This window comes from Terrabacter sp. 2RAF25 (genome assembly GCF_052115265.1).
In the GTDB taxonomy this organism is placed as follows: Bacteria; Actinomycetota; Actinomycetes; order Actinomycetales; family Dermatophilaceae; genus Terrabacter.
In genome coordinates, this window is the sequence record NZ_JBFRGJ010000008.1 from 298,186 (window position 1) to 319,892 (window position 21,707).

The 21,707-nt window shown below is 71.6% G+C and carries 19 protein-coding genes and 1 riboswitch; of the genes, 12 read left to right on the forward strand and 7 right to left on the reverse strand.

Annotated elements, in window-relative coordinates; all coding sequences use genetic code 11:
• Positions 1 to 25: 25 nt before the first annotated feature.
• From AB4091_RS19110 to AB4091_RS19125, 4 genes are all read left to right on the forward strand, one after another.
• Positions 26 to 889: an alpha/beta fold hydrolase gene (locus AB4091_RS19110; RefSeq protein ID WP_442293929.1), complete on the forward strand. Its 864-nt coding sequence runs from the start codon at positions 26 to 28 to the stop codon at positions 887 to 889.
• Positions 886 to 2,292, forward strand: coding sequence for an FAD-binding oxidoreductase (locus tag AB4091_RS19115; RefSeq protein WP_442293931.1), 1,407 nt, complete (start codon positions 886 to 888; stop codon positions 2,290 to 2,292). Before AB4091_RS19110 ends, AB4091_RS19115 begins: the two co-directional genes overlap by 4 nt.
• Before the next feature lies 1 nt (position 2,293).
• The gene (locus AB4091_RS19120) at positions 2,294 to 3,166 is read left to right on the forward strand and encodes an alpha/beta fold hydrolase (protein WP_442293933.1); all 873 of its coding nucleotides are present in this window, start codon (positions 2,294 to 2,296) and stop codon (positions 3,164 to 3,166) included.
• Between the two features lie 121 nt (positions 3,167 to 3,287).
• Positions 3,288 to 4,232: a proteasome assembly chaperone family protein gene (locus AB4091_RS19125; protein WP_442293935.1), complete on the forward strand. Its 945-nt coding sequence runs from the start codon at positions 3,288 to 3,290 to the stop codon at positions 4,230 to 4,232.
• A 68-nt stretch (positions 4,233 to 4,300) separates the two neighbouring features.
• On the opposite strand, the gene AB4091_RS19130 is transcribed toward AB4091_RS19125, so the two are convergent.
• Together AB4091_RS19130 and AB4091_RS19135 are read right to left on the reverse strand one after the other, a co-directional pair.
• Complete coding sequence (locus tag AB4091_RS19130) at positions 4,301 to 6,058, reverse strand: DNA polymerase (protein WP_442293937.1); 1,758 nt, start codon at positions 6,056 to 6,058, stop codon at positions 4,301 to 4,303.
• Entirely contained in the window at positions 6,051 to 7,235 is a 1,185-nt protein-coding gene (locus tag AB4091_RS19135) for a MalY/PatB family protein (RefSeq protein WP_442293939.1), read from the reverse strand. The genes AB4091_RS19130 and AB4091_RS19135 overlap by 8 nt, the downstream gene beginning before the upstream one ends.
• Before the next feature lie 165 nt (positions 7,236 to 7,400).
• Here AB4091_RS19135 and AB4091_RS19140 point away from each other — a divergent pair, with 165 nt between their 5' ends.
• From AB4091_RS19140 to AB4091_RS19165, 6 genes are all read left to right on the forward strand, one after another.
• On the forward strand, positions 7,401 to 8,150 hold the full coding sequence (locus AB4091_RS19140) for an EcsC family protein (protein ID WP_442294104.1): 750 nt from the start codon (positions 7,401 to 7,403) through the stop codon (positions 8,148 to 8,150).
• A 94-nt stretch (positions 8,151 to 8,244) separates the two neighbouring features.
• On the forward strand, positions 8,245 to 8,769 hold the full coding sequence (locus AB4091_RS19145) for a YkvA family protein (RefSeq protein WP_442293941.1): 525 nt from the start codon (positions 8,245 to 8,247) through the stop codon (positions 8,767 to 8,769).
• Positions 8,770 to 8,904: 135 nt separating this feature from the next.
• The gene (locus AB4091_RS19150; RefSeq protein WP_442293943.1) at positions 8,905 to 10,221 is read left to right on the forward strand and encodes a DUF4192 domain-containing protein; all 1,317 of its coding nucleotides are present in this window, start codon (positions 8,905 to 8,907) and stop codon (positions 10,219 to 10,221) included.
• Positions 10,222 to 10,330: 109 nt separating this feature from the next.
• Positions 10,331 to 10,445: riboswitch (SAM riboswitch) on the forward strand.
• A 14-nt stretch (positions 10,446 to 10,459) separates the two neighbouring features.
• Positions 10,460 to 11,716 (forward strand): homoserine O-acetyltransferase MetX, encoded by a 1,257-nt coding sequence (gene metX, locus AB4091_RS19155; protein ID WP_442293945.1) that lies wholly within the window; start codon positions 10,460 to 10,462, stop codon positions 11,714 to 11,716.
• Positions 11,717 to 11,851: 135 nt separating this feature from the next.
• Positions 11,852 to 12,250: a universal stress protein gene (locus AB4091_RS19160; RefSeq protein ID WP_442293947.1), complete on the forward strand. Its 399-nt coding sequence runs from the start codon at positions 11,852 to 11,854 to the stop codon at positions 12,248 to 12,250.
• Positions 12,251 to 12,570: 320 nt separating this feature from the next.
• A complete protein-coding gene (locus AB4091_RS19165; RefSeq protein WP_442293949.1) occupies positions 12,571 to 14,214 on the forward strand; it encodes an RNA polymerase sigma factor in 1,644 nt (547 codons plus the stop codon).
• A gap of 188 nt (positions 14,215 to 14,402) precedes the next feature.
• Here the strand turns inward: AB4091_RS19165 and AB4091_RS19170 are convergent, their stop codons facing one another.
• Positions 14,403 to 14,930 (reverse strand): hypothetical protein, encoded by a 528-nt coding sequence (locus tag AB4091_RS19170; protein ID WP_442293951.1) that lies wholly within the window; start codon positions 14,928 to 14,930, stop codon positions 14,403 to 14,405.
• A gap of 118 nt (positions 14,931 to 15,048) precedes the next feature.
• Between AB4091_RS19170 and AB4091_RS19175 the strand changes: the two genes are divergently transcribed.
• The gene (locus AB4091_RS19175) at positions 15,049 to 15,339 is read left to right on the forward strand and encodes a hypothetical protein (protein WP_442293953.1); all 291 of its coding nucleotides are present in this window, start codon (positions 15,049 to 15,051) and stop codon (positions 15,337 to 15,339) included.
• A 68-nt stretch (positions 15,340 to 15,407) separates the two neighbouring features.
• Here the strand turns inward: AB4091_RS19175 and AB4091_RS19180 are convergent, their stop codons facing one another.
• Genes AB4091_RS19180 through AB4091_RS19195 form a run of 4 tightly spaced genes read right to left on the reverse strand, consistent with a single transcriptional unit; the run spans position 15,408 to position 20,557 of the window.
• Entirely contained in the window at positions 15,408 to 15,959 is a 552-nt protein-coding gene (locus tag AB4091_RS19180) for a hypothetical protein (RefSeq protein WP_442293955.1), read from the reverse strand.
• Positions 15,960 to 15,980: 21 nt separating this feature from the next.
• Complete coding sequence (locus tag AB4091_RS19185; protein ID WP_442293957.1) at positions 15,981 to 18,290, reverse strand: transglutaminase family protein; 2,310 nt, start codon at positions 18,288 to 18,290, stop codon at positions 15,981 to 15,983.
• The gene (locus AB4091_RS19190) at positions 18,287 to 19,531 is read right to left on the reverse strand and encodes a DUF58 domain-containing protein (protein ID WP_442293959.1); all 1,245 of its coding nucleotides are present in this window, start codon (positions 19,529 to 19,531) and stop codon (positions 18,287 to 18,289) included. The genes AB4091_RS19185 and AB4091_RS19190 overlap by 4 nt, the downstream gene beginning before the upstream one ends.
• Positions 19,532 to 19,546: 15 nt before the next feature.
• Entirely contained in the window at positions 19,547 to 20,557 is a 1,011-nt protein-coding gene (locus tag AB4091_RS19195) for an AAA family ATPase (protein ID WP_442293961.1), read from the reverse strand.
• A 504-nt stretch (positions 20,558 to 21,061) separates the two neighbouring features.
• Here AB4091_RS19195 and mraZ point away from each other — a divergent pair.
• Positions 21,062 to 21,493 carry a division/cell wall cluster transcriptional repressor MraZ gene (gene mraZ / locus AB4091_RS19200; RefSeq protein ID WP_442293963.1) on the forward strand — a complete coding sequence of 144 codons (432 nt, stop codon included), beginning with the start codon at positions 21,062 to 21,064 and terminating at the stop codon, positions 21,491 to 21,493.
• Positions 21,494 to 21,707 lie beyond the last annotated feature (214 nt).

Sequence of the window (21,707 nt, forward strand, 5' to 3'; positions counted from 1 at the left end):
CCTCGCCATGGCTACGGTGGGATCCATGACGACACAGTCCGATCCACGTGCCAGGTCGGTCCGGACGGTGGCGGTCCCGGGTGGTGACCTCGCGTACGAGGTGCTCGACGGCGACACGCGGCCGGTCCTCGCCGTGCACGGCATCAGCAGCCACCGTCGTCTCTGGTCATGGCTTCACGCAGCAGCCCCGGACCTCACGCTCGTGGCCCCGGACCTCCGCGGCCGGGCCGACAGCGTCGACGTGCCCGGGCCGTGGGGCATCGCCTGCCACGCCGACGACCTGGCGCTCCTGCTCGACGCCGAGGGCCTCGACCGCGTGCCGGTGCTCGGCATGTCGATGGGTGGCTTCGTGGCCGTCGCCCTCGCCGACCGGCACGCCGACCGCGTCGAGAGCCTCGTCCTCGTCGACGGCGGCTTCCCGATGACGCCGCCGCCGGGACTCACGCGCGAGAACGTCGCCGGCGCCTTCGCCGACCGGGTGGGTCGGCTCGAGCGGCGCTGGGAGTCGGTCGACGAGCTCCTGGACTACTTCACGGCGACGACGGCGCCGCTGCTCGACCGTGACGACCCGCTCCTGCGGCACTACCTCGAGCACGACCTCCACGAGGGCCTGGTGCGCCTGTCCGGAGACGCGCTCGTCGGCGACGCGAGCGACATCTTCTTCGGACAGGGGGCGTGGCAGCGGGTGGCCCAGCCGATCCGCTTCTTGCGCGCTGAGTGGAGCGTGGGCCGCGACACCCCGCCCGCGTATGCCGCCGCCGACCTCGGGCGCTACGCCGCCGTCACCGAGCGCACCGTCGCCCTCGGCGGCGTCGACCACGCCGCGTCGATCATGAGCCCGCGCGGTGCGGCCGCCACTGCGGAGCTCGTCCGCGAGGCCCTCGGATGACCACCACGGCCGTCTCGTCCGCCGTCCTCGCCGAGGCGCTGGGCCGCGGGATCGCGACCGAGCGCGTCGTCGTCGACCCCGACGTCATCGCCGGCATCTCGGCCGACGACGCCGAGTGGGCCCCGGTGGGGCGCGCGGCCGTCGCCCTGCGACCGCGCACCGAGGCCGAGGTCGCCCACGCCGTGACGGTCTGCGCCGAGCTGGGCGTGCCGGTCGTCCCGCGTGGTGCCGGCACCGGGCTGTCGGGCGGCGCCAACGCCGTCGACGGGTGCCTCGTGCTCGACCTGTCGCGGATGAACGAGATCCTGGAGATCGACGCCGACAACCTCGTCTGCCGGGTGCAGCCGGGCGTCGTCAACGACGACCTCAAGGCCGCGGTGGCCGAGCACGGCCTCTGGTACCCGCCAGACCCCGCCAGCGCGCCGTGGTCGACGATCGGCGGCAACGTCGCGACCAACGCCGGCGGCCTGTGCTGCGTGAAGTACGGCGTGACCCGCGACTACGTCCTCGGCATGCGGGCGGTCGTGGGGGGACCGGCCGGCTACGGCAGCGTCGTCCGCTACGGGCGGCGCACCGCCAAGGGAGTCGCGGGCTACGACATGACTGCGCTCATGGTCGGGTCGGAGGGCACGCTGGGCGTCGTCACCGAGGTGACGCTCCGGCTGCGCCCGGCGCTGCGCGGCACGCCGCGGACCGTCGTCGGCGCCTTCTCCAGCCTTGTCGACGCCGGCCGGGCCGTGGCCTCGGTGACCCGCCGCGGGCTCACGCCGTCGGCGCTCGAGCTGCTCGACCGCGAGTGCCTGCAGGCCGTCGAGGACTGGAAGCACCTCGGCATCGAGGCCGACGCCGAGGCCCTGCTCCTCGCCCGGGTCGACAGCCCGGGCGACGGCGGGGCGATGGAGGCCCAGGGCGTCGTCGACGCCTTCGAGGAGGGCGACCCCCTGTGGGCGGTCGTCTCGGGCGACGACGCCGAGGCCGAGACCCTCTTCGCCGCGCGACGCCTCGCCTACCCGGCGCTGGAGCGCTTGGGCCCGGTGCTCACCGAGGACGTCTGCGTGCCGCGGTCGGCCGTGCCCGAGATGCTCGGCCGGCTCGTGGAGATCTCGGGTCGCCACGGCGTCCGGATGGCGACGATCGCCCACGCGGGCGACGGCAACCTCCATCCGCTGCTGCTCACCCCGGCCGGCGACGACGCCGCCCGCGACGCGGCCCAGGCCGCGTTCGAGGAGATGCTCGACGCGGCCATCGGGCTCGGTGGCACGGTGACCGGCGAGCACGGCGTCGGTCTGCTCAAGCGCGACGGGATGCGCCGCGAGGTCGACCCGCTGTCGCTGCGCATGCAGGAGGCCGTCAAGACGGCCCTCGACCCACTCGGCATCTTCAACCCCGGAAAGGTGCTCTGACATGACGGTCCCAGGAGTGCGCGACCTCGACCCCGTGCGGCTCCCCGATGGGCGGACGCTCGCCGTGACCCAGGTGGGCGACCCCGCTGGGCGTCCCGCCTTCTACCTCCACGGCACGGGGTCCTCCCGCCTGGAGACGCACCTGTATGCCGCCGCTGCCGCCGAGCAGGGCGTCCGGCTCATCGGTTGGGACCGCCCGGGCAGCGGGCGTTCGCCCGCCCAGCCCGGCCGCACCATCCGCGACGTCGTCGGCGACGCGCGCGCCGTCGCAACCTCGCTGGGCGTCGAGTCCGTCGCCGTCGTCGGTCTGTCGGGCGGCGGCAGCCACGTGCTCGCCCTGAGCGCCCTGGGCGACGGGCTCGTGCGACACGGCATCGCGATCAACCCCGGGCCCCCGTCCGACCCCGAGGTGCTCGCCGTGCTGCCTGACCAGGCCGCAAAGCTCATCGGGCTCGCGCGCACCCGTCCGGCGCTGTTCCGTGTCATCGCCGACGTCCTGCAGGCGCGCGGCAACGGGCCGGTCGGCAGACTGGCAGACCGGCTCCGCCGCCGGCAGGTCGACCCGAGCGACGCCGCCGTCCTCGAGCGCCCGGACGTGCGCCCGGTCATGGAGGCGGCCGCTCTCGAGGGAGGCGTCCAGCCGCACGCGTGGCGCACCGAGGCGCTCATCCTGTGGCAGCAGCCGTGGGGCGTGCCGCTCGACCGGTTCCCGGTGCCGCTCGACGTGTACGTCGGAGCCGACGACCCGTTCCGGCCGTTCGGTGAGAGCCTCGGCCGCGGTGGGGCGAACGTGCACGTCTTCCCGGGTGGCCACGTGTCCGGCTTCGTGCCGGAGGTCATGGGCCAGGTGATGGCGCTCGCCGCCCGCGAGTGAGGCGCGCCCGAGCATTCGTCGCCGACCCGGCCACACGGCATACGTCCTCGGCGGCGATGGGGAATCATGGGTGGTAGCGGGACGTTGGACGTGAGGACCGCGTACGACGAAAGGCCACACCGTGCAGGACCCGACCGAGCTCTTCCAGTTCGAGAGCGACACCTCGCCGAGCATGCTCCAGGAGCTGCAGGCCTCGGTGCTCGTCGTCGCCCTCGGCGGATTCATCGACGCCGGCCACACGCAGCGCCTGATGGCCGAGCACATCCTCGAGACCCACGAGTCGCGGGTCATCGCCTCGTTCGACGTCGACCAGCTGCTCGACTACCGCGGTCGCCGGCCCGTCATGGTCTTCGACCGCGACCACTGGACGAGCTACGACGACCCGAGCCTGCTGCTGCACCGCGTCGTCGACAAGGAGGGTGTGCCGTTCCTGCTGCTCGTCGGCCCCGAGCCCGACTACCAGTGGAACCGCATGGTCGAGGCCACCACGGCCCTGATCCGTGCCTTCGGCGTCGACCTCACCGTCAGCGTCCACGGCATCCCCATGGCCGTGCCGCACACCCGTCCGCTAGGCGTGACCGCGCACGGCACCAACCCACGGCTCATCGTCGGCAACGACCCGGCGTTCGGCCAGGTGCAGGTGCCCGCGAGCTTCTCGTCACTGCTGGAGTTCCGCCTCGGCGAGGCCGGCCTCGACGCCATCGGCTTCGCTGTGCACGTGCCCCACTACCTCGGCCAGAGCGAGTTCGCCGACGCCGCCGTGCTCGGGCTGGAGCGCGTGCGCGCCGCCACCGGTCTCGACCTCGACCTGCGTGAGCTCGCCGCGACGGCAGGGCTCAACCGCGCCGAGATCGCGCGCCAGATGGAGGAGAACGACGAGATCACGGCCGTCGTCCGGGCGCTCGAGCAGCAGTACGACACGTTCCTCGAGGGACGCCAGCAGCGCAGCCTCCTCGCCACGGACCTCTCCGACCTGCCCACGGCCGACGAGATCGGGGCCGAGTTCGAGGCCTTCCTCAAGGACGTCGCCGACGACTCCGACAACCCGGGCGACCCTCCCGCCTGAGGCGCGCCGGCCCTCGCACCACCAGGCCCCGCTCCGTCAGGTCGAGTGCCCAGTCCCGACGCACCAGGTCAGGCCTTGGCTTCGCTCCAGCGGCGGATGATCGAGGTGTCGGCGACGAAGCGGACCTGGTCGGTGCCGGCCCACGTGCGGGCGGCGCTGACGAGCGTCTGCTCGACCGCCTGAGCGGCGGCATCGGCGTGCCGCTCGGGCACGTGCACGAGCAGCTCGTCGTGGAGGCAGAGGACGATCTGCCCGTCCAGCGGACGCACAGCGTGCCGCACGGTCGCGGCCCAGGCCTTGAAGAGCTCTGCCGCTGATCCTTGGATGACGGCGTTGCGGGCGTAGCGGCCACGCGCGCCGTCGGCGCCGGTGGCGGAGAACTCGCCGGCTCCCGGCGAGGCGGCGGTGACGTCCTCCGCCTGGGCGCCGGCGACGGGGGCGCTGCCGAAGCGGATCAGCCGGCCACCCCACGTGCGCACCGGTCGGCGGGCGACACCGTCGGCGTACGCCTGGTCCAGCAGGCCCATGGCCACCGGGTAGGCGCGCTCGAGGTCCTTGAGGGCCTCGCCCGCCGCACCGGAGCGCTGGCCGTACATCGCGGCGAGCACCGCGATCTTGGCCTTGGGCCGTTCGGCCCCGAGCTTCGCCGCGACCGGTGCGTAGAGGTCATCGGAGCGGGTCGCCTCGGCGAAGGCCCGGTCGGCGCTGACGACGGCGAGCACACGCGGCTCGATCTGGCCGAGGTCCGCCCGGACGAAGACGTGCCCCGGCGCGGCGCAGATGGCCGGGCGCAGGGGGGCCGGCAGGTTGTGCAGGCCGTTCTGCGCCGTCATCCGTCCGGCCGCGCCGTCGCACGCCGTCCAGCCGCCCCGCAGGCGGTCGTCGGGGCCGACGTGCTGGTCGAGCCACCGGTAGCCGTAGGTGGTCGCGATGCGTTCGTCCTTGCGCCAACGCAGGAGGGCGTCGACGAGGGGGTGGGTGTGACGGTAGGGCTCGAGCACCCACGCGCGGGTGTTGGGCACGTCGACCCCGACCGACAGCAGCAGCTCGCGCACCTGGCCCGGGTTCCGCAGGTCGGTGCCCTCTCGCCCGCGGGCGTGGCGCAGCACCGCGGCGTCGCGCCCGCCCCGGATCTCGACGGCGTGGGCGTCATCGCGGGCCCGTGGGCCGGCCGAGGCCGCGATGAGGTCCTCGGCGGCGGGGCGGTCGACCGGCAGGCCGTCGCGCTCGAGCTCGAGGCAGAGCACGGCCGCGGCGGACTCGGACCAGACGGTGCGCTCGAGCCTGGCGGCGTGTTCCCCGCCGATGCGGTCCAGCGCCTCGCGCTGGCCGCGCTGGCACTCGAGGGCGAGCTGCGCGAGCCCGCGCAAGGCTGCGTCGTCGCCGACCCGGGTGAGTGCGTCGGCAATCAGGTGGCCGTCCGCGGTGAAGAGGGACACGTCGTCGCCGGCCGCGAGGTCGAACAGGTCGCCGTCGAAGCCGCTCAACCGAGGGGCTCGAGGGGCCGGCACCTGCGACTCGTCGAGGCCGCGGCACCCCGCGACGACGTGACCGGGAGTGGCCCACCACCCCCCGTGGATGATCCGGTGGGCCTCGGCGAGGTCCCACGTGCGGTTGACCTCGACCCCTGATGCGACGACGCCACGCAGGGCTGCCGCCGCAGACCAGACGACCCAGCGGGGCGACAACCGCGCGGTGGTGTCGACGAACCGCCGAGTCACCTCGGCGAGCGGCCACGGCTCGTCGACACCCGGCCCGACGGCATACGCCCCGGACGAACCCAGCACGAGCGCGACGAGGGATGCGCCGGAAGCCTTGTCAGCCAAGGGAACCCGCGATGCGGTCGACGGCCTCGCGGAGGATCTCGGGTGAGGTGCCGTAGTTGAGCCGCGCACAGGTGGTGTTGCCGCGGCCGAAGATCGGGCCGGGGGAGAGGGCGACACGGGAGCGTTGGAGCAGCTCGAGCGCTGGGTCCGGGCCGAGACCGAGTCCGTCGAGGTCGAGCCAGGCGAGAAACGTCGCCTCCGGCAGCAGGAGACGGACGCCCGGGAGCTGCTCGGCGACCAGGGTGGCGAGCAGGTGCCGGTTGGCATCGAGCTCGGCGACGAGCCGGTGCAGCCAGTCGCGCCCGTCGCGGTAGGCAGCGGTCTGTGCGATGACCCCGAGCTGGCTCGCGCCGTAGGTCAGGAAGGGATGCAGGCGCCGGAGGTCGTCGACGGCTCCGGGGCCGGGCACGATCACTGCGGCCTTGAGCCCAGCCAGGTTCCAGGTCTTCGAGGCCGACGTGACGACGAAGTCACGCTCGGTGCCCGGGACCGTGAGGTAGGGCACGAAGGTGCTCGTGGGCATGACGAGCGGACCGTGGACCTCGTCGGAGACGACACGCACTCCGTGCGCGTGGGCAAGGTCGGCGAGGGCGGCCAGCTCTGCGGCCGAGTGCACCGTGCCCGTCGGGTTGTGCGGGTTGGAGAGCAGGTATGCCGTCCGCTCGCCGGCCGCGGTCAGCTCACCGAAAACCGTTGCGAGACGGTCGAGGTCGAGTCGGTGCCCGACGGTCAGCGGAGCCTGGACGACACGGCGACCACACGCCTCGATCACCTCGAAGAAGGCGTTGTAGGCCGGCACGCTGGTCACGACCGGTCCACCCGGATCGGTGAGGAGGCGGAGCAGGTGCGTCACACCGGAGAGCACGTCCGCGACGCCCACCGCTGAGGCACCGTCGACGTGCCAGTCCCACTCGGCAGCCACGAACTCCGTGAAGGCCTCGACGTAGGGGCCGCCCATGGCGTAGCCCGTGTCACCGCGCCTGACTGCGGCCTCGACGGCCTCGACGACGGGTGGGCAGGGGAAGGCGTCCATCTCCGCGATCCACATCGGGATGACGTCGTCGGGGTATCTGCCCCACTTGACCGAGGTGCGCTCGCGACGCAGCTGCGCGAGCGGGACCGACAGGATCGCCGGCTCGGCGCCGGGCCGCTGGAGCTCGTCGCACGTCTCACCCATGGCTCGACCCTACGAGACGGGGCCGACGACCGTCGGACCGCCGCCTCGCTGGTGGTGACGCGCCGACCGCGGGTAGGGAAGGGGCAGGCAACGGCATACGGTGTCGTGGGCGAGCCGGCCGGCCGCGCACAGAGTTGTTCGAGCGAAGGAGTGGAGCCCGTGGGCATGTTCGGTTGGGGCAAGAGCGAGACCGTGGAGGCGTCGGACGCCACCGCAAAGCGAGTCCGCGACGCCAAGAACGCCGGGGCCCTCGAGCGCGCCGCCCAACCGGCCGAGGGCGGGCTCTCGGGCGCCGCCACCCGGCTCGTCGAGCGGCTGCTCGATGTCGGCATCGACGGCAAGGGCCCGTTCGACTCGGCCCACAAGGTCGCCACGAAAGCGCTCGAACAGGCCCACGGCGACCGCGACCAGGCCTTGCGCGTGCTGATGCGCGACCACCGCCAGCTCGGAGCCGTCGGCGGTTTCGCGACGGGGCTCGGTGGGTTCTTCACCATGCCGGTCTCGTTGCCCGCCAACATCCTCGAGTTCTACCTGCTGGGCACGCGCCTGACGGCCGCCACCGCGAAGGTGCGCGGCTACGACATCGACCAGCCGGAGATCCGTTCGGCGGTCCTGCTCACCCTTGCGGGGGCCGACAGCGACGACCTGCTGAAGAAGGCCGGGCTCCAGGTCGCGGGCGGCAAGCTGTCCTCGCTCGCCTTCGAGCGTCTGCCCGCACCCGCCCTCATGGTGCTCAACAAGGCCGTCGGTTTCCGGCTGCTCGGTCGCATCGGGCAGGGCACGTTCGCGAAGCTCGGGCGCGCCGTACCCCTCGTCGGGGGACTGATCGGCGCCGGCGTCGACGTCTACATGCTCGGGCGCATCGGCAAGCAGGCGGCCAAGGAGTTCCCGCCCGTCGCGACCTTCGGCCGTTGAGCGGCCGCACCCGTGCGAGCGGCGCGCACATCACTGTTTCGCAACGCCCGCGGCGTGGGGGAATCGCGTCGCTGACCCGCTCGTTGGGCCGGGCATGAAGACCCCGTCCCGCATCAAGATGGCCGCGACCGTCGCGTCCGTCGTGCGTGCCTCCTCACGACCCGGCGCTCCGGGCCTCGCGCAGCGGGCGCAGGCGGTGCCGCGCCTCGTGCGGTCCACTCTCGACGGCACGTATGCCGGCACGACCGTGCGGCGCCTCGGCCTCGTCGGTGCAGCGGTCGCGTACGTCGTGTCTCCCGTCGACCTGCTGCCCGAGGCGGTGCTCCCCGTGCTGGGGGCGGCCGACGACGCCGTCGTGATCACGTGGGCCATCAAGGTCCTCCTCGAGGAGACCGACCGTTTCCTCGCGTGGGAGGCCCGTGACGTGCCTGTCCGGGCGGGCGGCGTCAGCGACGGGATGCGCCGCGACCGCGACACCACGGGGGCTGCCGCGCCGGGGCGCGTCGCCGGATCGCGCACGGATCCGGGGCGGTCCGAGCGCGTGAGCCTGCCCGAGGGTGTGCGCCAGGCCGCGACGGACTATGTGCTCGAGTCGGTGCGCAAGCGTCTGGAGCGCTGACTCTCGAGCCTGCGACGACCGCTCCTCCAGCCCGGGTGCCGGTGGCGATCCACACCCCCTCGGGCCGAGCGGCCTTGGTCCACAGGCCTGCCCGGGGGCCTGTCGGCGTGTGGCCGGCGCGACCACGCTCGATCCATGCCGAAGATCTCATTGTCAGGGCCAGCTGAGCTGCTGACCATCATCCCCTTCCACCTCGGATTCCAGCCCGAGCGCAGCGTCGTCGTCGTGTGCTTCCACGGCAAGCGGCTCGGACTCGTGGCCCGCCAGGACGCCGTCGACCATCCGGTCGCGACCGAGTCCGCTCCCCAGCTGCTGCCGACCGTCCTCGACGGGAAGCCCTCGTCGGTGGCCGTCGTCGGCTTCGAGGACGAGCCCGACCAGTCGCTGCCCCTCCTCGAGGAGCTCGTCGAGGGTCTCGAGCGGGCAGGTGTCGTCGTGCGCGAACGGCTCGTCGTCCGCGGCGGGAGGTGGCGCTCGGTCGGGTGCGACTGCTGCCCCGACGAGGGGTGGCTGCTGCCCGAGCAGGCGGACGTGCCTGCCGTCGCGAGCTACGTCGCCCTGGGCCACTCCGTGCTTCCCGACCGAGCCTGCCTGGCCCGACTGGTCGAACCTCTCGACGCGGGCGCCCCGCGCCATGCCCTGACGGTCGCAGCCATCGACGACTGGCAACGCCGCTACGCAGATGCCGGCGGCTCGATCTCGGGTTCCGTGCCGGGCCCGGAGGCTGCCCGGTCGCGCAGGTCGGGTTGGAGGCGCCGGCCCGCTGACGCCGGTCTCAGTGTCCTCGACGGTGGTGACCTGTCGGCGAGACAGTTCCTCGTGAACGACGCGCTCGTCGCCTGGAGCGGCCTGCTGCACGGCGAGATCGAGGGCTTCGGGCTGGAGCACTGGCTCCCGGCGGTCGTCGGACCCCTGCGTGACGTGGAGTTCCGTGACGCCGTCGTGGGCTGGCTCTGCCCGGGCTCGGTGTCGCTGGAGTCGTTCCCCGACGAGCTGGTCGCCATGCTGGAGGTCTTCCTCGGCCCCGATCTGCACGTCCGCTCCTCGGCCGTTGCGGGTTCGGCATCGGCACCCGCGTCGCCCGCCTCCGCCTTCTCGTCTGGTGCCGGGCGCGGCAGTATGGCCGAGTGGATGAACGACCTCGACGGTGACTCGGAGGTACGAGACGACGCACTCGCGCCGAGCGCGCTCGACGGTGGCTGGGACGACTGGGACGATGCAGCAGCACCGCGCCTGCTGCTCTCGCGGCTCGAAGTGGTCTGCCGCATGACGCCGGCGGCCCATGCCGCGCCGCTGCTGTCCGTCGTCGCGTCGCTCGCGTGGTGGTGCGGTGACGGGGCCCGTGCCGGCGTCGCGGCCGACAGGGCGCTCGACCTCGAGCCAGACCACTGTCTGAGCCTGCTCGTCCGGCAGTCGCTCGACGTCGGGCTCCGACCTCCGGCGTGTGCCTAGGTGGTGCGTCCGCGACCCCACGGGGCTCGCTCGCGCTCCCGCGCTGGGGCGTCCCATGTCGTGGACCAGAGGGTCTGCTGCGGTGCGGCCCTCGGTTATGGTGGGCGAAGGTCATGAGTACCAGCGACAAGCCCCGGCTCGCTGGTCGGCAACCCTCCGTCGCGGTGGGGTGCCCCGGGTGAAGACCTGGCCGCACCCGCCGCGGGTGTGCGCAAGCGCGAACACCAGGAGTGCCTCGATGACCGTTACGCACCGGAAGCAGAGCACGCGTCGTCTCGCGCGCCCGGCCCCGGGCGCTGAGCTCGCGGGCGGGTCTCGTCCGGTCGGGCACGAACCTGCGCACGACGAGCCGTTCCGACGACAGCGCCCGGACGGCGCGTGGCGTGACGGTGACCACGTGGGCCACCGCCAGTTCGCGGACATCGGCGACGTGGAGCTCGAGCGCGGGGGAGCGGTGCCCGACGTCCGCATCGCGTACGAGACGTGGGGCCGGCTCAACGAGGCCGGAGACAACGTCATCCTCGTGGAGCACGCCCTCACCGGCGACAGCCACGTGGTCGGTGAGGCCGGCGACGGTCACGCCTCGCCGGGTTGGTGGAACTCCCTCATCGGCGCGGGTCGCACGGTCGACCCCGACGAGTGGTTCGTCGTCGCCGCCAACGTGCTCGGGGGCTGCCAGGGCAGCACCGGTCCCTCCAGCCCCGCCCCCGACGGGCGGGCCTGGGGAAGCCGTTTCCCGTACGTCACCGTGCGAGACCAGGTGGCGGCCGAGCGGGCCCTGCTCGACCACCTGGGCATCCGCCGACTGGCGGCTGTCGTCGGCGGATCGATGGGGGGCATGCGCGCCATCGAGTGGGCCGTCACGCATGCCAACGACGTCGACCGGTGCATCGTCCTCGCGTCGACCGCCTACGCGACCGCCGACCAGATCGCCTGGTGCCAGCCACAGCTGCTCGCGATCCGCAACGACCCCGACTTCGCCGGCGGCGACTACTACGCCGGCGACCGTCGCCCCGATGTAGGGCTCGGCCTCGCGCGCCGTATCGCCCACATCACCTATCGCACCGAGAGCGAGCTCGACGAGCGCTTCGGGCGCGAGGCGCAGCTGGGTGAGGACCCGTTGCGTGCCGGCGACCGGGGCAGGTTCGCCGTCGAGTCCTACCTCGACCACCATGCCGGCAAGCTCGCGCGCCGCTTCGACGCCAACTCGTACGTCGTCCTCACCGAGGCGATGAACTCGCACGACGTCGGCCGCGACCGCGGTGGTGTCGCGGCGGCCCTGGCGAGCGTCGAGGCTGACTGCACCATCGTGTCCGTCGACACCGACCGGCTCTACCCGCCGCGCCTCTCGGACGACCTCCATGCGGCGCTGCCTCGCTCGCACCGCGAGCACATCACGTCGGCGTTCGGGCACGACGGCTTCCTCATCGAGGAGGACCAGGTGGGGCGCATCGTCAGTGCCGCGCTCGCGCGCGGGCGGGCCGACCACACCTGAACCGTCCTGCGGCTCGGGGTGTTTCGGGCCGCGTCGGAGGCACCGACCGCAGGCTCAGCGCGGCACGCGCCGTGTGACGTGATTTCGGGTACGGTGCGAGCACTGCTTGTTTCCGTCCCAAGGAGGTCCGGGAAAGTGGCCATCGTCGTTGGTTATGTCGCCACCAAGGAAGGTCGCGCGGCGCTCAAGCGAGCCGCCGAGGAATGCGTCCTGCGAGGCACGAAGCTCGTCGTCATCAGCTCCCACCGGGGAGGCAAGGACTTCGACGCCAACGAGGCGCACCAGTTCGAGACCGAGCTCGCCCGCGTGCAGGCACTCCTCGATGAGAGGGGCCTCGAGCACGAGGTGCGCCAGCTCGTCCGCGGCAACGACCCCGCCGAGGACCTCATCTCCGTCGCCGAGGAGGAGAAGGCCGACTTCATCGTCATCGGCCTCCGGCGCCGCAGCCCGGTGGGCAAGCTCATCCTCGGCTCGAACGCCCAGCGGATCCTGCTCGACGCGAGCTGCCCCGTCCTCGCCGTCAAGGGCGATTGACGCCCCTTCCACCCGGTCGCGACGGACCCGGTTCACGTCCCGCGGCTGGTCCGGCGCCACGCTGCACACCGGTGCGTTCGCTCGGACGCCCTGAGGCGCTTTATAATGTCTGAGTACCGGATCGCACGAGGCGGACCGAGAGATCGACTCAGGGGTCGACTCCGACAGGCCAAGCCCTTCCGGCACCAACCCCCATTCTCGTTCGTTGTGATGATGCATGCCCGCTTTCGGGTCGATCATCCGACGAGACCGTGCGACGAAAGGCGACTGCATCCGTGCCCAAGGCAACAACCGCTGGAGCTCCGAAAACCCTGCCGAAGGTGTTCCAGCACGAGGCGATCATGCAGCTCCTGGTCAAGGGCAGCACCAACGGAACCATCACCGGCACTGAGATCGCGCGAGCGCAGGTCGACGCAGGTCTCGACCTCAAGCAGATGAAGCCGGTCCTCACGACTCTCGAGGCCCACGACATCGAGATCGTCGTCGACGCGCCGCACTCCAGCACGACGAAGAAGACCCGTTCAGGGACCAAGGGAGGCAGTGTGGCCACCGCACGCAACACGACTGCCGCCGCGACGAAGTCCGCCACACGGACGACGACCGCGACGACGAAGACCGCCGCCAAGAAGGCTGCCACCAAGACGACGTCGGCACCCGGCGCCGTCGAGGGTGACGAGACGGCCGGCGCTGCTACCGGCCGGTCGACGGCAGCCAGGACGACGGCCAAGAAGGCCACGACGAACGCCGGTGTGGCCAAGGCCGCCGCCAAGCCCGCGGCGAAGAAGACGGCTGCCAAGAAGACGGCGGCGAAGTCCGCCGCCACCTCCGCCGACGGTGCCGCAACCGCCGGTGCCGAGGACGCTGACGACGCCGAGCCCGACGACGCCCCGGTGGGCGAGCTCGAAGAGGTCGTCGACGATGCTGCCGAGGACTCCGACGACGGCGAGGGTGGTCCTGCTGCCGGAGCCAAGGCCGAGGAGGCAGAGGAGTCCGGCTTCGTCATCCGCGACGACGACGAGGACGACGCCCCCGCGCAGCAGGTCGTCACGGCTGGTGCCACCGCCGACCCGGTCAAGGACTACCTCAAGCAGATCGGCAAGGTCGCCCTGCTCAACGCCGAGCAGGAGGTCGAGCTGGCCAAGCGCATCGAGGCCGGCCTCTTCGCCGAGGAGAAGCTCAACTCGGGCGACAAGATCGAGATGAAGCTCAAGCGTGAGCTCTGGTGGATCGCCCAGGACGGCAAGAAGGCCAAGAACCACCTGCTCGAGGCCAACCTGCGACTCGTCGTCTCGCTGGCCAAGCGCTACACCGGCCGCGGCATGCTCTTCCTCGACCTGATCCAGGAGGGCAACCTCGGTCTCATCCGTGCGGTCGAGAAGTTCGACTACACCAAGGGCTACAAGTTCTCGACGTACGCGACGTGGTGGATCCGCCAGGCCATCACCCGCGCCATGGCCGACCAGGCGCGCACCATCCGCATCCCGGTCCACATGGTCGAGGTCATCAACAAGCTCGCCCGTGTGCAGCGTCAGATGCTCCAGGACCTGGGCCGTGAGCCCACCCCGGAGGAGCTGGCCAAGGAGCTCGACATGACGCCCGAGAAGGTCGTCGAGGTCCAGAAGTACGGCCGCGAGCCGATCTCGCTGCACACCCCGCTCGGCGAGGACGGCGACAGCGAGTTCGGTGACCTCATCGAGGACTCCGAGGCCGTCGTCCCGGCCGACGCCGTGAGCTTCACGCTCCTGCAGGAGCAGCTGCACTCGGTGCTCGACACGCTCTCCGAGCGCGAGGCCGGCGTCGTCTCGATGCGTTTCGGCCTGACCGACGGCCAGCCGAAGACGCTCGACGAGATCGGCAAGGTCTACGGCGTCACGCGTGAGCGGATCCGCCAGATCGAGTCGAAGACGATGAGCAAGCTGCGTCACCCGAGCCGCAGCCAGGTGCTGCGCGACTACCTCGACTGACGGATCAGCCCGCAGCGTTGCGCAGGTCAGGTGCCCATCCGGGCGCCTGACCTGCTGCATTTTCGGGTCGCACAGCGTGCGAGGACGTCGACGCCGCCCGGCTCGAGCGGGCCAGCCGCCGCGGCTCCGCTGCGCCCGGATCCCTTCCCGTCGTCCTGCGGCTGTAGTCGTTGTCGTTGCGCTGACTGTCAACGCGCCGGTAAGGGAATGCGCAGGATGAGCGGTTTGTGCGAACTGCTGACCCAGAGAGACCCGAATGCGATGACGACGCTTCCGGAGGTGAATCCGTCGCCAAGGGTGTAGCGGTGGAGGTACGTGCCGTCGTCTCCAACGTGGACGAGGTATCCGGGGGCGTTGGGGGAATAGTCCGGATCGCCGCCGGTGACGAACCACACGGTGTCGTGGTCGCCCGCCATCCAGATGACCCTCCCGCCGGTGTCCATGACCGTTGTCGCCGTGTTCGTTCGCGGGTCGATGCGTCCGACGTGGTTGCCGTCCAGGCACTCGGAGACCCAGATCGCCCGACTGGTGGCCGCGACCCCACCGCACGGCTCCATCTGGTCGTGGAACGAGATCGTGGCCAGAACCTTGTCCGACCGGGCGTCGACGCGCACGACGGAGGCGTTGTTGCCCACCCCGACCCAGACGCTGCCGAAACCGGTCGTGGCGAACTGGGCGCCGCTGCTGCCTGGACGGGTGATGGGTATGCGTTTCACAACCGTGTTCGTCGCGGGGTCGATTCGGTCGAGTGTGCCGCCATGGTGCGAGGCGATCCAGACTGCCGAGGCGGTGATGGCGATGCCCTCGCCAAGCCCTGTGTAGCCCGGTGCCTCGATGGTGACGGTTGCGGGGGGGAGTGGTGACGCGGCGGGGCCGGGCGGCGTCGTGGTGCCGGCTAGAGCCGGGCTGGGGGCGAGCGACGAGGCGTTCGGCGATGACGCGGTCGCCGACGACGTCGTAGGTGACGAGTTCGAAGCCGCACTGGTGCAGGCGACCACAGTCAGCATGGACCCCGTCACCGTCATGAGTAGGACCGCTGTCCGGAGTGCTGACCTCACGACGCGGACCCCCTCGGTCGAGGTGACGGTGCACAAGTCCACCCACGTCAACCAGCTGGCTTGGTGAAATCAGTCTGGTTCCGCCATCAACCGGGAGTCAATCTGGCAGGTTGACTCGCCGGGCCTCGGGTGTGCTCATTTGAGCTGCCACGACGGTTGCGGGTGGAAGGGCGAGTTGTCGTCACCTATCACCAGCACGCTGGGGAACCCGCCCTCGGTCACCAGGAACCGGGGGAGTTCGGCTTCGGGGGCCGTCAACCCGATCGGCGGAAGATGGCGGCTGGATCCGCCGGGCAGCCTGGAGGCGAGTCCCGGCACGATGACTTCGTCTCGTCGGCCGTGGTGGAGCAACCACGCCCGGGGCGTGTCCGGCGCCTGCTCCCGGTGTCCTTGGTTCTGCACGGCCAACACGACCTGGACGGTGTCGCCGGTCCTGACCGCCGAGGTGACCGAGACGCACCAGTCGTCGAAGCACTTCCACTCCCCGTTGGCCAAGCTCCGAGCCGGAGCGGTCGCGCTGACGCCTAACAGCGAGACGGCGTAGACGGCCACCAGCAACCCGGCCGCGAGCGCAGCCCTCAGCGACTGACGCCAGCGTCTGCGTGCTGCCCAGGTCACCGCGGCGATCCCCAGCACGAGGAACAGGAGCATCGCCCCGATCAACACCAGCGATCCCAGTGCGCCCACGCCGCCGTTCGCCTCGACCGGTCAGCGGCGGCGGAGGCTGAGCAGCCGGTTGGGCAGGGAGCGCCAGAACGAGACCGCCGCCTCGGGCCAGAGGAAGCCCCGGACGCGGGTCTGCCAGGCGCGGGTGCGTCCGACCTGCCTGCGGATCGTCTGGATGTCGTGGTGCAGGCGGACGGCCTCCTGCGGTGAGGTGCGCTCGGGCCGGTCGTAGCGGGACTTCTCCAGGGTGGCGGTGACCCGGCTCATCGCCGTCGCGTTCTCCTGGTCGAGGTGACCGTCCGTGACGTAGCGCCGGGTCAGCTGTCGAAGGGTCACTCCGTCGGGTGCACTCAGTCCGAGGTCACCGAGGTGGGAGGTGAGGTCCTGCCACTCGGCCTCGATGAGGTCCTGCTGCGTCACGGCGGCGCGCCGTCGACGCAGGCGCAGCCACCAGGCGGTGATCGGCATGATGAACGCCGCGAGCAGCCCGATGAGCACGGCCAGGACGGTGACGACGTTGCGCAGCGTGAACGCGGACCCGAGGGAGTCGAGCAGTGACACCTCCTGGGGGACCGGGACGGCAGTCGGCGTGGCGGAGGTCGTGGGGGTGCGGGATGCCGTCGCACCCGGCGTCTGGCTGTCGACGTTGCGACCACCGCCGGTCGGCCCGCCGCCTGGACCCAGCACGGCGTACGGCGGTGGGGTGCCGGAGCGGGAGCCCGGGGTGGGCTCGAACCGGAGCCAGCCGTAGCCCTGGAAGTACAGCTCGGGCCACGCGTGGGCGTCGCTCGCGCGAACGGTGTAGCGGTTGTCGCCGGAGGCGAGCCCCGGTAGGAAGCCGATGGCCATGCGGGCCGGGATGCCCTGCGCCCGGGCCATCATGATCATCGCCGTCGCGAACTGGACGCAGTAGCCGCGGCGGGTCTGGTAGAACGCCTGGATCGGTTCGAGCAGCCGGCCCTGGTCGTCGCGGGGCTGCTCGCCGAGGTCGAGCGTGTAGGTGTAGCGCGAGGTGTCGCGCAGGTGGGTCTGGATCGCGATGGCGCGGTCGAGCGGGTTGTCCGCACCCTTGGTCACCTGGTTGGACCAGCTCTGGATGAGGTCGCGCGACCGGTCGGGGATCGTCAGGTCGTCCTCGGTGATGTCGGGCGAGTCGGGCGTGCCCGACTGGCGCAGCTGCGGTGGGGTCGGGGCGAGGTCGGCGTAGGTGACCTTGTAGTTGCTGACGGCCCGGCCGACCCGCACGTCGCGCGTGACGGGATCGATGGTCCAGGGCGTGCCCTCCATGGCTACCGCCACCACGGGATACGGGGCGGCGATGCGGGGAGCCGCGAGCGTGTTGTCGCTCACGGTCATCTCGTAGTGCTGCTGCGCGGCCGGCAGGGGCGCGGGGTTGTCGGGAGGGTTGCCCCCCGACCCGACGACCATCCACTGGCCGCGTGAGTAGTACGACGTGGCGAGCACCCGAAGGGGAGCTCGGGTGAACGCGGTCGTGGTGTAGGTCAGGACGGGGGACTGGTCCTGGTTGTTGAGGCTGCGCGCCAGGTCGAGGGTGTCGTTGAATCCGACCGAGCCCTCGCCGCCGCCATCGCCCGACCGGCCGAGACCCTCGGTGAGGTAGCGCGGCGGGAAGTGCGGCGTGACCGCCGGCACGAGCAGCGCCACGACGACGCCGATGGCGCCGAGCTTGAGCGCTCCGGCGGTGAACGAGCGCAGGGCGTCGCGGTCGTGTGCGGCCTCGTCGATCTCACTCTGCTCGTTGGCGCTGGCCGTGCCCCAACGGCCGAACTGCGCGCGTGCCGTGGTGTGCAGCATGACGAGCCAGAGCGCCACCGGCACGACGAAGTAGCGCAGTGCCAGCGCGGTCTGCCCGTTGGCCGCGGTGATGAGGTATGCCGTCAGCAGTGGCAGTCCCGCTGCGGCGGGGCTGCGCCAGGTGGCGGCCATGGCGTCGACGGCGATGGCCACCGCAGCGATCGCGACGAGCAGGCAGAAGGTGACGCCGTCGTTGAGCGGGGCCGGCGCGGAGTACCGCTGGACCGTCTCGAGGGCTTGCAGGCCAAAGGAGTTGGCGGCCTCGAGGGTGGTCGGGGTCGGCAGCGCGAACCAGAAGCTGTCGCCCGTCCACCGGGCGAGGATGACGTAGGTGGTGACGAGGACCTGCACCGCCACGATGAGCAGGCGCGAGCGGGTGAGGCCACGGGCGACGAGGCCGAGCCCGGCCACCAGCGCCACCACGAAGATGGCCTGGGGCAGCCAGCTCGACTCGATGAAGAGGCTGGTGATGGGGAAGACCGCGGCGAGCGTCGCGAGCGCCCCGAGCAGCGTGATCCTCCATCGGCGACGGGTCATCGACTGCCTCCCACGGTTGCTGCCGTCAGGACGGCCCAGACGTGTGCGACGTCCTCGTCGCGCTGCACGGCCACGGCGCGCCACCCGGCGAGGCGCAGCGAGTCGACGTGCGGCTCGGCCTCGTCTGCATCGGTCGAACCGAACGTGCGGGCATCGAGCACGAGGGCCAGCCCGGTCGTGCCGGGCTGGCGCAGGCTCGCCACACGCGAGGTCACATCGCGCCCGTGCGCCCCGACGATCGCGACGAGGAAGCCCCCGGCCGCCGCGAGGGCCTGCGCCGCCCGGAGGATCTCGTCCTCGCCGGTGTCGTCGCGGGGTGCCGCCACCGCCAGCACCTCGAGGATCTCGTCGGGCGTCATCGTATCGGCGGCACGGCTCGTCTCGACGGTCTCGGCGCAGACGAGGTGGACGGCATACCCGGACTCGCAGAGGTGCACCGCGACCGACGCAGCCGCGGTCACCGCCCACTCGAACGAGCTGCTGGCCCCGGACCCGCCGTGCGCGGAGGGACGCGGGTCGAGCAGCACGACGGCCCGACGCTGGGCCGGCCGGTCCTCCTGGCGCACCATGAGGTCGCCGGTGCGGGCGGTCGCGGGCCAGTGGATGCGGCGCAGGTCGTCGCCGTCGCGGTACTCGCGGATCGTCACGTCGTCCTCGCCGTGCAGGGCGATGAGGTGGGCCTGCTCGCCCTCGGAGCCGACACCCGCGCTGGGCTGCCGGTTCGAGGAGAGGGGGTGGACGGCCGGCAGCACGACGAGCTCGGCCGTTCCCTGCAGCACCGCGTGGCGGTTGGCGAGGCCGAAGGGGTCCTGCACCTGCACCCCGAGCGGGCCGAGGTGGTGGCGGCCGCGCAGGTGCGACCGGACGGCGTAGTCGATGGCGCGCACCCGGCCGGGCGGGATGCGGCCGACGACGAAGCGCGGGCGGTCACCGAGCACGTAGTCGAGGCGCTCCTCGGCCAGGAAGATCGGCGTCGTCGTGGTCGAGACGTTCTCGAACGAGAGGGTGACGTGGGCGTCCTGGCCGACGCTGATGCGCTCGGGGTGGGTGTGCCGCTCGATGCGCATGCGGGTCTTGCGCGTGCGCACGAGCACCGACGAGATGAGCGGGAGCGCGACGAGCAGGACGCCGAAGCGCGTGATGTCACGGAACCCGAGGACGACCCCGGCCAGGAAGAGCAGGATGCCGGAGAGGAAGAAGGCCATCCCCCGGGTGGTGAGGACGCTGCGCAGGGCGCGCACGGCAGTTCGCCCCGCTCAACGTGCTGCCGGGGGCACCGGCACCTGGCGCAGCAGGTCGGTGACCACGTCGGCGGTCGTTCGGCGGGCGAGCTGGGTCTCGCTCGAGGGCATGAGGCGGTGGGCCAGCACGGGGCCGGCCAGCACCTGGACGTCGTCGGGGATGACGTGGTCGCGGCCCTCGAGGGCGGCGTAGGCGCGAGCCGCGCGGAGCAGGTGCAGGGCGGCGCGTGGAGACGCACCGAGCCGCAGCGCCGACGTCGATCGCGAACGGCTGACGAGGTCGACGATGTACTGGCGAACGGCAGGGCTCGCGTGCACGTGCGCAACCGCCTGGACGACGCGATTGATGGTGTCGGCGTCGGTGACGGCGGTGAGCCCCTCGAGGGGCGAGGACGCGCCGTGGCTCTCGAGCAGGTCGAGCTCGGCGCCGGGCGAGGGGTAGCCCATCGAGATGCGCGCCATGAAGCGGTCGCGCTGGGCCTCGGGGAGGGGGTAGGTGCCCTCCATCTCGATGGGGTTCTGCGTCGCCATCACGATGAAGGGGGCCTGCAGCGGGTAGGTCGTCCCGTCGACCGTGACCTGCCGCTCCTCCATCGACTCGAGCAGGGCGGACTGCGTCTTGGGTGACGCGCGGTTGATCTCGTCGCCGACGACGACGTTCGCGAAGATCGCGCCGGGACGGAACTCGAAGCGACGCGCGTCCTGGTTGAAGATGCTGACGCCGGTGACGTCGCTCGGCAGCAGGTCAGGGGTGAACTGGATGCGACGCACCGTCGCGTCGATCGACTTGGCCAACGTCTTGGCGAGCATCGTCTTGCCGACGCCCGGCACGTCCTCGATGAGCAGGTGACCACCGGCGAAGAGCACCGTCACCGTCGTGCGGACCACGTCGGGCTTTCCTTCGATGACGCTGGTCATCGCCGCCATCAGCCGGTCGGCCACGTCATGGATGAGGCCGAGGTCGGCCGCGCCGGCTGTGGTGCCCCGGTCTGCCGTGGTCTCGAGCCCGGTGTCCGTCGTCGTCACACTGTCCTCCGCTTGTCGTCCCCATGTCCTGCGCCTCGGGTGGCGCAGCCCTGCCCGTCGCGGGTGCGCGACCCGTCAGGAGATCTTCTCCCATGGACCCCGGCCGCGGGTAGGGATGCCGCACTCGTGTCATGCGGAACTCGGCCCCGACGGTGCTCCGGGCGCTGCCGAGCACCTTTCCACTTTCCTCCACAGGCAACGTCTGTGGGACTCGATCGGTTCGTTTCGGGGGGTTGCACGAGACCTCTGAGCACGGGCGGACCCTCCGACGAGGGACGTCGTGCCTCCGCCGGGCGGCTGCCGGCGTGGCTGTGCCGTGATCGTGGGCCGTCGTCGCCTCGAGGCACTCCACATCACTCCACCCCGGCTGACCTGCACAAATGCAGGACGCGCCCGCCCAATTTGGGCCAAAGTTCGTTGACGGTGGAGCAAAGTGGAGTATCGTGGGGCATCAAGGTAGGGAATGGGGATGCCCGCGGGTCGACAAAGGGGAGGTGGCGGTCCATGTTTCTCGGCACGCACACCCCCAAGCTCGACGAGAAGGGCCGGCTGTTCCTTCCCGCGAAGTACCGCGAGCGCATGGCCGGCGGTCTGGTCGTGACTCGCGGCCAGGAGCGCAGCCTGTTCATCTACCCGATGGACGAGTTCGTCAAGGTCGCCGATCAGATGCGCCAGGCGCCGACGACGAGCAAGGCGGCGCGCGACTACATGCGCGTGTTCCTCTCCGGCGCCTCCGACGAGATCCCCGACAAGCAGGGTCGTTTCACGATCCCCGCCAACCTGCGCCAGTACGCCGGCCTCGACCGGGAGGTCACCGTCATCGGTGCCGGTTCCCGCCTCGAGGTCTGGGACAGCGCCGTCTGGAACGCCTACCTCGAGCAGACCGAGCAGAGCTTCGCCGACACCACCGAGGAGGTCATCCCCGGTCTCTTCTGACCCACCGCTCGAGGCACGACGCACCTGAGTGCCGGCCTCCAGCCGCTCCGCTCCCGGGACGACTTCCCCCGTACCGGGCGAGGCAGCGGATGGGGACCAGCCCCCAGGTCGACACGCCGGACAGCGCAGGCCACTCCAGACCAGCAGACCCCCGACCGACACCGACGAGCCACCCGACGAGCCACCCGACGAGCCACCCGACAGCCACCCGACA

Coding starts and splice junctions, on each gene's coding strand:
- AB4091_RS19175 (WP_442293953.1), top strand. CDS start 15,049: ATGGTGACGGTTGCGGGGGGGAGTGGTGACGCGGCGGGGCCGGGCGGC.
- AB4091_RS19185 (WP_442293957.1), bottom strand. CDS start 18,290: ATGACCCGTCGCCGATGGAGGATCACGCTGCTCGGGGCGCTCGCGACG.
- AB4091_RS19150 (WP_442293943.1), top strand. CDS start 8,905: ATGCCGAAGATCTCATTGTCAGGGCCAGCTGAGCTGCTGACCATCATC.
- AB4091_RS19120 (WP_442293933.1), top strand. CDS start 2,294: ATGACGGTCCCAGGAGTGCGCGACCTCGACCCCGTGCGGCTCCCCGAT.
- mraZ (WP_442293963.1), top strand. CDS start 21,062: ATGTTTCTCGGCACGCACACCCCCAAGCTCGACGAGAAGGGCCGGCTG.
- AB4091_RS19135 (WP_442293939.1), bottom strand. CDS start 7,235: ATGGGTGAGACGTGCGACGAGCTCCAGCGGCCCGGCGCCGAGCCGGCG.
- metX (WP_442293945.1), top strand. CDS start 10,460: ATGACCGTTACGCACCGGAAGCAGAGCACGCGTCGTCTCGCGCGCCCG.
- AB4091_RS19110 (WP_442293929.1), top strand. CDS start 26: ATGACGACACAGTCCGATCCACGTGCCAGGTCGGTCCGGACGGTGGCG.
- AB4091_RS19115 (WP_442293931.1), top strand. CDS start 886: ATGACCACCACGGCCGTCTCGTCCGCCGTCCTCGCCGAGGCGCTGGGC.
- AB4091_RS19140 (WP_442294104.1), top strand. CDS start 7,401: ATGTTCGGTTGGGGCAAGAGCGAGACCGTGGAGGCGTCGGACGCCACC.
- AB4091_RS19145 (WP_442293941.1), top strand. CDS start 8,245: ATGAAGACCCCGTCCCGCATCAAGATGGCCGCGACCGTCGCGTCCGTC.